General features: G+C 41.2%; 11 protein-coding genes. 3 read left to right on the forward strand and 8 right to left on the reverse strand.

Annotation, left to right across the window (positions count from 1 at the left end; all coding sequences use genetic code 11):
- Positions 1 to 5: 5 nt before the first annotated feature.
- Positions 6 to 1,514 (forward strand): CoA-acylating methylmalonate-semialdehyde dehydrogenase, encoded by a 1,509-nt coding sequence (locus C9J12_RS23160; RefSeq protein WP_107244868.1) that lies wholly within the window; start codon positions 6 to 8, stop codon positions 1,512 to 1,514.
- 116 nt (positions 1,515 to 1,630) lie between these two features.
- Here C9J12_RS23160 and C9J12_RS23165 read toward each other — a convergent pair whose 3' ends face one another.
- The 3 genes from C9J12_RS23165 to C9J12_RS23175 form a co-directional block, all read right to left on the reverse strand.
- Positions 1,631 to 2,074 (reverse strand): PACE efflux transporter, encoded by a 444-nt coding sequence (locus C9J12_RS23165; RefSeq protein WP_107244869.1) that lies wholly within the window; start codon positions 2,072 to 2,074, stop codon positions 1,631 to 1,633.
- A 184-nt stretch (positions 2,075 to 2,258) separates the two neighbouring features.
- Positions 2,259 to 3,011, reverse strand: a complete 753-nt coding sequence (locus tag C9J12_RS23170; RefSeq protein ID WP_107244870.1) for a hypothetical protein — start codon at positions 3,009 to 3,011, stop codon at positions 2,259 to 2,261.
- Positions 3,012 to 3,201: 190 nt separating this feature from the next.
- Complete coding sequence (locus C9J12_RS23175) at positions 3,202 to 3,744, reverse strand: sugar O-acetyltransferase (protein ID WP_107244871.1); 543 nt, start codon at positions 3,742 to 3,744, stop codon at positions 3,202 to 3,204.
- 370 nt (positions 3,745 to 4,114) lie between these two features.
- Here C9J12_RS23175 and C9J12_RS23180 point away from each other — a divergent pair, with 370 nt between their 5' ends.
- Complete coding sequence (locus C9J12_RS23180; RefSeq protein WP_107244872.1) at positions 4,115 to 8,275, forward strand: DUF3859 domain-containing protein; 4,161 nt, start codon at positions 4,115 to 4,117, stop codon at positions 8,273 to 8,275.
- 186 nt (positions 8,276 to 8,461) lie between these two features.
- A complete protein-coding gene (locus tag C9J12_RS23185) occupies positions 8,462 to 9,205 on the forward strand; it encodes a class I SAM-dependent DNA methyltransferase (RefSeq protein WP_107244873.1) in 744 nt (247 codons plus the stop codon).
- A gap of 21 nt (positions 9,206 to 9,226) precedes the next feature.
- On the opposite strand, the gene C9J12_RS30815 is transcribed toward C9J12_RS23185, so the two are convergent.
- The 5 genes from C9J12_RS30815 to C9J12_RS23205 form a co-directional block, all read right to left on the reverse strand.
- A complete protein-coding gene (locus tag C9J12_RS30815; RefSeq protein ID WP_170111861.1) occupies positions 9,227 to 9,364 on the reverse strand; it encodes a hypothetical protein in 138 nt (45 codons plus the stop codon).
- 15 nt (positions 9,365 to 9,379) lie between these two features.
- Positions 9,380 to 9,601 carry a DUF3955 domain-containing protein gene (locus C9J12_RS23190; RefSeq protein ID WP_107244874.1) on the reverse strand — a complete coding sequence of 74 codons (222 nt, stop codon included), beginning with the start codon at positions 9,599 to 9,601 and terminating at the stop codon, positions 9,380 to 9,382.
- Between the two features lie 130 nt (positions 9,602 to 9,731).
- The gene (locus C9J12_RS23195) at positions 9,732 to 10,097 is read right to left on the reverse strand and encodes an MmcQ/YjbR family DNA-binding protein (protein ID WP_107244875.1); all 366 of its coding nucleotides are present in this window, start codon (positions 10,095 to 10,097) and stop codon (positions 9,732 to 9,734) included.
- 253 nt (positions 10,098 to 10,350) lie between these two features.
- On the reverse strand, positions 10,351 to 10,821 hold the full coding sequence (locus C9J12_RS23200) for an Sbal_3080 family lipoprotein (RefSeq protein ID WP_107244876.1): 471 nt from the start codon (positions 10,819 to 10,821) through the stop codon (positions 10,351 to 10,353).
- A gap of 104 nt (positions 10,822 to 10,925) precedes the next feature.
- Positions 10,926 to 11,870, reverse strand: coding sequence for a trypsin-like peptidase domain-containing protein (locus tag C9J12_RS23205; protein ID WP_107244877.1), 945 nt, complete (start codon positions 11,868 to 11,870; stop codon positions 10,926 to 10,928).
- Positions 11,871 to 11,992 lie beyond the last annotated feature (122 nt).

Consider the following 11,992-nt stretch of genomic DNA (forward strand, 5'->3'; position numbering starts at 1 on the left):
TTTACATGGAAACGGTTCAAAATTTTATTAACGGACAAATTACTGAAAGTCGTAGCGAGCGTTTTGCCCCTATTTATAATCCAGCAACTGGTGAACAAACGCGTCAGGTAGTGCTAAGTTCAGCCGCAGAAGTCGAGCAAGTTGTTGCCGTGGCAGATGCTGCTTTTCCCGCATGGGCAAAAACATCACCCCTAAAACGTGCCCGTGTGATGTTCAAATTTAAAGCCTTGCTTGAACAGAATATGGATAAGCTAGCGCGTATTATTTCTAATGAACATGGCAAAGTCTATTCAGATGCCGTTGGTGAAGTAACGCGCGGGCTAGAAGTTGTCGAATTTGCTTGTGGCATTCCCCACCTACAAAAAGGTGAGCATTCTGCCAATGTAGGTACAGGTGTTGATAGCCACTCTTTGATGCAGCCATTGGGTGTGTGTGTGGGTGTTACTCCGTTTAACTTTCCTGCCATGGTGCCAATGTGGATGTTTCCAATTTCACTGGCAACGGGCAATACCTTTATATTAAAACCATCAGAGAAAGATCCTTCTCTAGCGTTAGAACTGGCGAAGTTGTTGAAAGAAGCCGGTTTACCTGATGGCGTTTTCAACGTAGTTAACGGTGATAAAGAAGCCGTTGATGTGCTATTAACCGAACCTCGCGTGCAAGCGGTCAGTTTTGTTGGTTCGACACCGATTGCAGAATACATTTATTCAACCGCATCGGCACATGGCAAGCGTTGTCAGGCTTTGGGCGGCGCGAAAAACCATTGCATCTTGATGCCAGATGCTGATTTAAATATGGCAGCAAATGCCATTATGGGTGCCGCATTCGGTGCTGCTGGCGAGCGATGCATGGCGTTATCTGTTGCTGTTGTGGTTGGTGATGAAACGGGTGATAAATTAATTGCTAACTTAACCGATCAAATTGCAAAAATGCACATAGGCCCAGGTATTGTTGATGGCCCAGAAAATGACATGGGACCGGTTATTTCTGCGGTACATAAAGCGAAAATCTGTGATTACATAACAACAGGGGTTGAACAGGGCGCTTCTTTGTTAATTGATGGCCGTGATTTAGTCGTCGAAGGGCATGAAGAAGGGTATTTTGTTGGTCCTACGTTGTTCGATAACGTATTACCAGAGATGACGATTTATAAAGAAGAAATCTTTGGCCCAGTACTGGCGATAGTACGTGTACCCGATTATCAAACCGGTCTTGATCTTATTAATCGCCATGAATACGGCAACGGTACGGCTATCTTTACGCGTGATGGCGAAACAGCACGTCAGTTTAGTGAAGACGTATTAGCGGGAATGGTGGGTATTAATGTACCTATTCCTGTGCCAATGGCGTTCCATAGCTTTGGTGGCTGGAAGCGTTCTGTGTTTGGCCCATTAAATGTGCATGGTAACGATGGTGTACGTTTCTATACCCGAATGAAAACAGTGACTAGCCGTTGGCCTGCCAGTGTTCGTTTAGAGCAACACACAAGTGCGTTCACGATGCCGACGATGTAATGTTACAAAAAATGTAATCTTGCCAAGTGGTTAGCACCATTAAACGATAACCCCTCATCAACGACTGACTGTTCGTTAAGCTGATGAGGGGTTTATTTTTAGTCGTGAATTTTTAATTAGTACTCAATACCGACATGTAATTCGGTACGACGCTTTTTAATGATAAATGCGCGAATATTATCGTAGGCATAATTAAACATCAGCGCGTAAATCGTAATGAAAATGGTCACGCCAATGTCTAGCCAGAATGCGTCGATAAGAGAAACATTTAAGATATACGCCATTACCGGAATGGTAAAAAAGAGTAAGCCTGCCTCAAATAAAAGCACAAAGAATACCCTAAGCTTCATGGTGCGTTCTTCACGATTACCAGGGAAAAAACGGTCAAAGATATAGTTAAAAATGAAATTCCATACCATGGCAATACTTGCAACAACTATCATGGTTCCTGAAAGGGTTTGAGGGTTGTGCTCGGTAAAAATAATTAAGCCCAGAATGGATAAACTTACTGCTAATACTTCAAATAAAACCGCATGGAATATGCGTTCAAACGTCGACATAATAAACCTTGTACTACATTGTTCTTCGTATGGGAGCGGGATTATTACGGCTAAACAGTAAGAGGGAAAGTTAGCAGCTATCACGATGTGTGATAGCTTGATATTATGCGTTGCAGATTATTGATCAATAACCGTTGATGTGACCCTGAACTCAATATAACAAAGGCTAGCCAGTGTCATTCCTTTATTTTCCTTCAGATGTTGCAATTTCGATTAGACGATTACGTTCATTAGCCGCGCGATTACTCACTTCATGAATTACGAATGTTTTTGCGTCACGAGTCCACCCTTGACCAGATTGTTCATCATAATCATGAGGAAGCTTAATTCCTTCCGGAGCGTAAGCGTCGATACCAAAACGTTTAGATGTAATGATTGTACGAAGACTGTGTTCGTAGAAGCCGACAACGACTGTTTTCCCCATATCCCCACCAGATTGCTTCACAGCTTCTTCAGCTACGCCATTAGTACTTAGATAAGTTAGCGTACCATCCGGAGCAATCTTAGGGTCGATTGAGAACAGGTGTTTTGCAGGAATGCGATCGCCAATAGACTGCGCGATTTCCCACTGTGCATAAACAGGTTTGCCTGTTTGCTTATAAATTTCAACAACCGTATCAGCTAATGCTTCATTCATCGGTCCTGGTACTTGGTTACCGTTTGACATAACGCGATTACCAAATGCATAAGCCAAAATACTATTAACTTCATTCATTGGTAATTCTTCACCTTTCCAGGTAAGAATTTCATTCATTAAGAATTCTGCTGTGTATGCGGCTACATCAGCACTTTCAAGTTGCACTGTTAGCTTTGCTTCAATTGCATTTTGTAACTCTGCATCTGTCAGAGTATTAGCAATTGATGGGGCTGAAATAGCAAAACTACTGATAAAGCTTAATCCAATAATATTTTTAATGAACTTCTTTGATAATTGCATTTTCTTTCCATTTACTGTGACTGTTTATTCATACTAGCAACATATAAATGGTTATAAGTAGCGTATGCGTCATACCGTTACACTTTGTTGCCCTTCTTACGTAGCTTCATATTTACTTACACCTGTATAGATGCTGAATGAAATTTTATTTTGATTAAGGGTTGTCTTGATGAGGTGGAACACCAATACTTTATTTGATGATGGAGCGAGCTGGGTTTCCTGCTACACGATCATAGCTTGCAACATCTTTTGTCACGACAGAGCCAGCACCAATAACAGCACCTTCACCAATGGTTACACCAGGTAATATTATTGCGCCACCGCCAATCCAAGCTTTATCATTAATTGTGACTGGTTTTGCTACTTCGTCGCCCGCAATACGTCTATCGGCATCAAGAGCATGAGAAGCCGTATATATTTGCACTCTAGGCCCTATCATTACGTGAGAGCCAATGTTCACATAGCCATTATCTAATATAAGCGCACCGCTGTTTATATAGCTTTGATTACCAATAGATAAATGACTGCCATAACTCATCTCGAGAGGGGGAATAATGCAGCTATCAAGAGGAATCTTAATACCAAGGTTAACTAATATTTCATGCCTAAGATCTGAATTCGGTTCGTTATTGAAATGGCGAAGCAAAAAAGAAGCTTCTTCCCGTAACTTTTCTAACGCCTTACACTGGCAATTATAGACACTACCATTAAGCATTTTTTCTAATTCAGACATACAAATAATAATTTTAATAACGAAAAATTACATTCTACGTTCTATTTATCGATGCGCACATTTGTCTGTCTGATTTGTTACCTGATGCACATAACAGGTGCTAACGTCGATTGACTTAAACCAACGTTCAGCAAATTCTTGCGTCATACCAAGCTCTCAAATACACAATGCCAACTGTTATTCGTATCGTGTTACTGCTTCATGTCAGTGCTAAATGAGATCGTCAAATCAATCGTAAATTTGACGTGAAAATGTTTACGCTCTTACCCTAGGCTTGCGATCACATTTTTGAGATTTAACGCATATTTACAATGACATAGATACAGTGCGGCCCTATTCTAGCCGAAGTTTATATCACTGTGCCTAAATTATGTCTGTATTAGAAAATCCCTCAGCTCTAACTATCTCCTACAACCCTAAAGATGTTGAATCATTACGCCAAGGTTTGCAGTCTTATAGGCAGCTTATTCAGTGCGAAAATGCGTTCTACGAATTTCATTGCCACGTTACTTTCGCCCCAGAAAAGAATAGTGATGACAGCATTGCTGACTTGCTTGAAGACTCTGTCGCTAAAACCATTTTTACCTTCTACGGTAGAGATGTTGAAAAGCTCTCTTCTGAACAAAAGCTCAATGATCGCTGCGTGGATCCAGAGACGGCATTCTTCATGCGTGCTTTACTGCACCCAGAGTTAGAAGCTGAACTCGAACAGACAGCAATCACGCTGAATACCGTTTCTCGCCGCGTCAATGATTCATCAGGTATGTGGATTTCTGATACCGAAGTCTTGGGCTTAACCCCAATGTTTATGTTGGCGTTAAAATACCCTCAATACACTTACCTTTTAGCCAGCTACATTGTGCCTTACTGGGATACGGAGCATGCACCATTCGGTGAAGAGGTTCTTGCTATCGTAGTCAGCCATCACGGCTACAGCCACTACATGCTCAAAGCATTCTGCTACTGCGACAACCATATGGCGCGCGCCAAGATGTTCACGTTAGCAGCCACCTCATACGGTGAACAGAAAGATGCGATGGGGAATAACCAATCACAGTCTTTACTTGAGATTTTCCGTAGCCAACCAGAAGAATTTGCCATATTCAAGCAAATGCTCAAGGAACGCTTTGCTGCGCTAGATTATCTGCAATACACCGATGACCCGCGTAACTACAACGAAAATCCTATACGCAGCATCGTTCTATCTCTTGTCGAAACCGATAGCGGTACAGAATGCTACGACTTAGATGACAAGGGTGAGGCAATGAGCAAAGCTATGTTCATTGATGGCCCAGCCGATGACGCCGCCGCTGATCTGAAAATTGAAATTGAAGACTATTTAGGTCGTCAGATTGTTGAAAATAAAGAGGAAGAAGAGGACGAATACGGCGATATCTATTACATCTGGGGCACAGGCATTGAACAGTGGAAAGCGTTCGTATGCGAAGAGTTCGACAACGGCCGACAAGTTTGGGATCACGTCATCACCGGTGATAACCCAGACATTCTCGACCAAATTGAGCCATGTGATGCTTCTGCGCTGATGAAAGCAGGTAATTACAAACTGGCGGAAAAAATCGACTATTTCGTTGGTCACTATGAATCCTTCCACAGTGAACTTGAACATATTATTTATGACTTAATCGCAGACTGGACACTTAATGGCGACGATGATGAAGAGCCAAATGAAGCGGAAGAGCGCGTTAAGCTGTTCCGCATGTTGGATGTCATCTACTGCTGGAACGACAAACAAGGCTTTGATCCAAACTTCATAGACAAAATGGTTAACGAATACGAATTCTTGAGCGATAAAGAGTTCATGACACGCTATAACGGCGACTGGAAAGCGCTGTTCTTCCACTGCGTAGAATCATTCTCGGGTTACAGCAGCAATGTCGAGCTAAGCGAAGCGGCAACGTTATACCAAATATCACTTGAACATCGTGATGAAGTAAAAATAATTATTGAAAATGGTGACTTCCCTCAAGAGCACCCAGAATTCCCGCAAGAGCAACCGCGAGAAACCATTCTCGGTTTGTGTGCCTCCATTGCGTACTTTGACCAGCTAAATGGCACTAAAGACACACTTAATCAATACGTATTGACCGTTCTAAATGAACACCTAGTAGCTGCGGTTTATGACGCAATCGCCCAAAATAGTGAATTTGTCTGCGCGCCAAAAGTACCAGAATGGCAATACGAAGAACCAGAGGCAGCAGTTCTTAACCAAATCAAACAAGATTGGCTGGTGGTCGAGCAATACTTCAATGGTGAACATGACGATACTGAAACTGCACTGGTGAATTTTGAGAAGCATCATCGACGTAGTGATAAAGACACAGAGCTATTTCGCGTTCAACCGCGCTACTGCTACTTGCGCGATTACGATAACAAAGCGCAAAAGCTGCTACTCGCGGCACAGGTATTATCAAAACATGCGGAGTCGCCAATTCAGAAATTTGCTGAACGATTTGTCGAGCTTTGGCTACGTCTTGCACCGACCAAAACATGTCGAATGCTGGCTTACTTCTACAACATCTCTCGCTTTGGCAATATAGACGCAGACGAATTTCACCAACAAAACCAAAAGCTAGTCAATCAGATGGCTGGCATTACCGATGTTGGTGCTACTGCCTATATGGTTGAGAACCTAATTAGTGAAGTCCCAAGCGATGCTGACTATCAAGTGGTATTTGCCTTCTTGTTTAAACAGTACCAAGACGAAATGGCTTTGCCAGAAAAACAGCGTGTGTTGCATCAAGCATTGAAAGTGATCTTGCAACGTTACACTCAGATCTTCATGGCGCAGCTGCATAAGTTCAACCCAGAACTTGCGCCAGAGTACCTTGAAAACACACTGGTCAACATTATTCCTCTTCGCGTAAGACAACGTATCGAAGATACCATTCATGATGATCGTGAGTTGAGTGATGAAGAGAAGCACGATATCGAGGTTGCCCGTCAGTATGTGTCGCTCAAAACAACGGCCACCAAAGAAAAAGTTGACCAATTGGTCAAAATCATGGAAAGCCGATACATCAAAGATTTCTGCACACCATGGGGTGAAGCAGAAGTCAGTTTCTTATTCTGGTACGCATCTGATGTTCTAAAAGATAACCTGTTGCAAATCTACATTCATCACTCAGAGATGGATATTTCGGATCTTAATGATGATCGTGATACCACGCAGCAACGTTGGCTCTGTGAACGCGCTTACGCCCTAGGAATGAGCAAGATTAAGCTGTTTGAATTTATAGTTGAAGAAGATTGGACAGATTGCTTAGATATATTCCCAGACCAACTTGAGCTTGCGCCTCTTACTAAAGAATTAAGTACTGAAGACCTCTATGCCTTACTGGTTGAACTGGCGAAATTGGGCAATTATGAGCCACTCATTGCGACCTTCACCAACCATAGTTCTCGCCGTATTCGCGACCTTATCGCAGAGATTAATGCAGGGCGTTACAGCACAAAAGACTCGGATTCAATCGAGGTTGTTGAGTTTGGTATTTTTGCAGAAGGTGGTACGCCAGAACAGATAGAAGCAGCCGAGCAATCGCAAACCGAAGAGGAAGAGGGTTTTGTATCTATTCACTCGCTAGAACATCGCAAAGAAACGTTACTGATTGAAGCGGAAGTGGGTCGTACGTTTGGGATGAGAATCGGTTATTTCAGCGATGACCGCCCAGAGGAAGAACTTCCAGATACTATGGTTCTAAAAGTTCGCGTTCATCACCCATACATTCATTCTCATGACGGTTATCTATCAGAGTGGGATATTGAGCTAAGCCTAGATTGTAGAAGCTATGTAGGTTGGACGTTCTCGCACAAGAGCTTGTGTGTACCTGGCATCTACCGCATTGATATCGTCGAAGGTGAAGACAATATCATTGAAAGTAAGACCTTCCACGTAGTTGAGAAGCGTCCTATTCTGACCGATGATTTGGTTGAGCGTTATCAAAATGATTCGCTCTCTCAGCAACATATGGGTAGCATTAACATTCACGATAATGCATTAAACATTATTGATGTTAAAGACCCTTGCGGCACACTAAACCTAGGCCATCGACTATCGAACAATTTGGTCAATATTTATAGCTACAGCGAAAACAACCAATTGGCATTCTGCGAACTACGACTGAGCGAAAAAACACCTAAACATTGGTACGTTGCGCCAAACCAGTTAAGACCGTTTATTGAAAAACGCGTTAAGGGTAAGCAGCTATTACTAGGTTCACCAAGTGCTACCAGCTGTGCGTTAGCAAACCCAAGCCTGTGGCAAGGTGAATTGGGTGCTAAGTCGCCAATCAAATTATTCCAGCCAGACCAAGCTCAAGCGGATAGTGTATTAGCCATACACTTACAGCGATTAGGCTTCCGCATATTATTTGGTTACAGCAATGAGGGCGAACTTTGCCGTATCTTAGTGGCCCCGCAAAAAGTCGGATTATTACGCCGCCTGCTACTACGCATGATGGCCAAAATTGCACGTAATACTATTGAAGATAAAGGTGCACCTAAGACGCTTTAAGCACTGCTTGCACAGAGTCGATGAGTGATTTGAGTAGATCAGAAAGTAAAAGAGATCACAGTTGTGGTCTCTTTTTATTTATTGTGCTAAAAAATGCTTTTTGGCAGTTATATATACCTCGCAAATTCTACAGATTCGTTTACTATGCGCCACCAAAAATATTTCAGCTAAAACGACTAGGCTAATATGTCCGCCAACGCTCTATATACCGACCTTTCTGGTTATTATGATTTAATGTGTGTCGATATCGACTACCATGCTCAAAGCCACTGTATTCGCAGGCTACACCAGATTTTCGGTAACGACGGAAATACTCATCTTGATCTAGCTTGCGGAACAGGTCCGCACGTACGTCATTTTATTGATTTTGGCTATCAAAGTAGCGGGCTCGATATTAATCAACCGATGCTAGATATAGCAACTACTCGCTGCCCAGAAGCACAGTTTTCTTTGCAAAACATGAGTGAATTCAAAATGGCAGAGCCATTAGATTTAATCACTTGTTTCTTGTACTCCATCCATTACAGCGATGGCATAGAAAAATTGAAAGACTGCCTGAAAAGTGTACATAGTGCGTTAAAAAGCGATGGCGTTTTCTGCTTTAACGTGGTTGACAAAAACAAAATCAATAACGCTTTATTTGTTAAACACACAGCGAAACAAGAAGACAACGTGTTCTCTTTCCAGTCTGGTTGGCATTACAGTGGTGAAGGCGAAAAACAGGCGCTAAAACTCAGCATTGAAAAAACAACCGCAGAAGAAACCCAAACTTGGAACGACGAACACCCTATGGTTGCTTTCTGCTTTAATGAATTGAAAGAAATCTTGAAACCTTACTTTGAGGTTCATGTTTTTGAGCATGACTACGAGAAGATCATCCCTTGGGGTCAGAACTCTGGAAACGCCATTTTTGTCTGTGTGAAAATCTAAATTCTGGGTTGTATCATTCAATCAGCCATATATTTTGAATGATACAACCATCGAACTGCACCCTAATACCTGCCATACATTTTCTTCGCTGAATACCCACCAAAACCGCCAAGCGTTATACATCAACGTCATGGTTTGTTCTGCATCTGTATTTTTCATTTAACCTAATCCCCCTTATTGGCTGTTAGTTCTGTTTTTCCTATTTCTGAACAAGGATACTAAGAAAGAAACCAGAGCGAGAAATATAAACAGCCAGAATAAAGGGATAAACCCGAAAGGCTCAATAAGTAGCCCATCTTTATCGACATACGAGCCAATTAGGTTAAAACTGAGTAAACATGTCATGCTCAAAGCTAGAAATAGAGCGGATAACCAAAATCTTTTTAGTACTTTCATTGATTGCTCTCAATCATTAAGTCGGATTATGTCTTGCTTCTGACAGCCAAAATCGTGGAGAAGTTCATACCAAGCCTTTCCCCGTGTTACTCGCGAGCTAGTGTTGCTTATTAGGTGATGCTCATAACCGCTATTTTGGATTTAAACCAAGCTCTCTTAGCTTTGTTTTAGTCAGCCCTAACGACACAATTCGGTGAGACTCTTTAAGGTAATACATCAATGCTTCATCTGTTTCTTTTGAACTCTCGTATTGTTGTATCCACTTCATTCCTCGAGTAGCGAAGTAGGGGGCAGGTCTATAGCCGGCATGCTCACTTAAAAAAACGAAGTTAAGATCTGACGTTTTAAAGGTGAAAGCGGGATCGTCAACTGTCCCTAAACCACCAATAGCGAACACTTTACCGCCCACTTTCCATACATGAGAGTTGTTCCACTGAACCACGTATGTCGTTGCCGGTAACGAGCGACAGAACGCGTTATATTCATCATAAGTCATGCAAATGTTCCTCTTACCTTCTAACGGCTAGCATACGTTATGCCACGGTAAACTTACCAAGCACACCGAATTTTACACTATAACCGCCGAATGTAATGCATCACCTTGATTGCTTGGTTAAATTTCGTGTGTTTCGGTAAGCTTAATAATTTGTGTGAGTAAAACATTCACGATTAGCTCAATACTATCGCTTTGATTTTGACGAACGTGGAAGTATCCACTTTGAGCTGAGCCTGTCGATGGCATACGGTCTTTATTGATGATTAGACGAGTTTACTTTTTTTGTCGCTTCGTCAGCGGTTATTTGGCCAAAAAGAGTATCCATCATGTAGTGAATACGTGTTGCACCATCACCAAATTTATTAGGGTTTGCAGTGTACGGAACTTTAAATTGAACCTTTCCAACTCTCTGACCATGTTGAAATGCATTAATCTCAGCATTTTTTAAATAGAGCGCAAGATCCCATCCCCAATGACCCTCATATTCAAGAGTTAATTTATTTAAATCATGTTTGGAACCATCAGGTGAAACCGTATATTGATAGTTGTTTGACTGTAGCCATGTTTCCATTGTTTCTTGGAAACCGTCACGAGTTTCCTTGTCGTCAACAATTACGATCTCAACGTTATTTACATTTGTTTCAATTGGCGTCGCAGTATAGCGAGGTGATCCACAACCAGATAAAACAGCGATAGAAATGGATGCAAGTATAAAATTTTTCATTAAATTTCCAATGCTAGTTATTTTTAATTTGAGCTATATAGCGTAAGAAGTGCACAAAGTCGTATTTATGCACTTCTTATGACGTTTAGGTAGTTAGAGGCAATTTACGCTTCGTTCAAGCAAACTAATGGGACAGAGAATTTCTGGCTAGCTTCAGCAATCACTGATGGTGATACGTTGTTGGCCGTCTTTTTTGTCGTGTGATATGAAATGTTTTGCTCATTTAAGAAAATGCTTAATATAGATGATTTTATTGATTCTTTCTGTTCGTTTGTGACAAGACCAATCACATCTCCATTTTCAGCAATAACAGGAGCACCAATATCACCTTTGCTTATTTCATTCGTGATGGTCATAATTCGAATGTCATTATAACTTCCAGATGCTCGACTAATAATGCCATTGGTTATTTTTCCTTGATAAGACGGTATCTTGGAATAAGCCATATCTGATAGTTCAAAACCATAAGTATAAGTACGTTCGCCTTGTGATGTTTTCTTTTTAGAGCTTATGGTTGCATAAGTAGCGTTTGGAGTGGTTGATTTTAGTATTGAAATATTATTCATTTTATCTGCGCGAATTACCGTTGTTTCTATCAAACGGCCATTTCGCTCGTAATTAATCTTTGAGCAATTTTCAACAACATCATTGGTTGTCAATAAATACTCATTATTAATAAAAAAGCCTGTTGAGGTAACGCTTAAATCAGGTTTATAATTAATACCATTAGAAACAATATTATAGTTATTTACAGTTCTAAAGTTTTTCACCTGAGAATCATTACTGGATAATGGGCGACCGTTCACCTCTGTAACATTACAATTCAACCCACCAGTTTTTCTACAAGTTTGTTGAGCTAGTTCTATAGCTTCTTCTTTTGTTGATGCTCCCCAAGCCGATCCTGCAACGCCATTAGTACCAATGGAATAAGCTTTATTGTCAGGCTTATTTTTATATTGATTGTACAATTTTTCTGCTGTCACATTGGCTGCTTGACAGCCAGCTGAGATAAAAACTAAAGCGAGTAAACTCACATTGAATAATTTCATTTTCACTTAAAACCCATTCACTAAGGTAGACATTGAGAATTCACAATAAAAAGTACTTGCATGTTAAATGGCTGACTTCAAGATATAAATAGTAATGCTTATCGCCAGATATCATACGGGAT

The sequence above is a fragment of the Photobacterium frigidiphilum genome, from assembly GCF_003025615.1.
Classification (GTDB): Bacteria; Pseudomonadota; Gammaproteobacteria; order Enterobacterales; family Vibrionaceae; genus Photobacterium; species Photobacterium frigidiphilum.

Coding starts and splice junctions, on each gene's coding strand:
- C9J12_RS23160 (WP_107244868.1), top strand. CDS start 6: ATGGAAACGGTTCAAAATTTTATTAACGGACAAATTACTGAAAGTCGT.
- C9J12_RS23165 (WP_107244869.1), bottom strand. CDS start 2,074: ATGTCGACGTTTGAACGCATATTCCATGCGGTTTTATTTGAAGTATTA.
- C9J12_RS23170 (WP_107244870.1), bottom strand. CDS start 3,011: ATGCAATTATCAAAGAAGTTCATTAAAAATATTATTGGATTAAGCTTT.
- C9J12_RS23175 (WP_107244871.1), bottom strand. CDS start 3,744: ATGTCTGAATTAGAAAAAATGCTTAATGGTAGTGTCTATAATTGCCAG.
- C9J12_RS23180 (WP_107244872.1), top strand. CDS start 4,115: ATGTCTGTATTAGAAAATCCCTCAGCTCTAACTATCTCCTACAACCCT.
- C9J12_RS23185 (WP_107244873.1), top strand. CDS start 8,462: ATGTCCGCCAACGCTCTATATACCGACCTTTCTGGTTATTATGATTTA.
- C9J12_RS30815 (WP_170111861.1), bottom strand. CDS start 9,364: ATGAAAAATACAGATGCAGAACAAACCATGACGTTGATGTATAACGCT.
- C9J12_RS23190 (WP_107244874.1), bottom strand. CDS start 9,601: ATGAAAGTACTAAAAAGATTTTGGTTATCCGCTCTATTTCTAGCTTTG.
- C9J12_RS23195 (WP_107244875.1), bottom strand. CDS start 10,097: ATGACTTATGATGAATATAACGCGTTCTGTCGCTCGTTACCGGCAACG.
- C9J12_RS23200 (WP_107244876.1), bottom strand. CDS start 10,821: ATGAAAAATTTTATACTTGCATCCATTTCTATCGCTGTTTTATCTGGT.
- C9J12_RS23205 (WP_107244877.1), bottom strand. CDS start 11,870: ATGAAATTATTCAATGTGAGTTTACTCGCTTTAGTTTTTATCTCAGCT.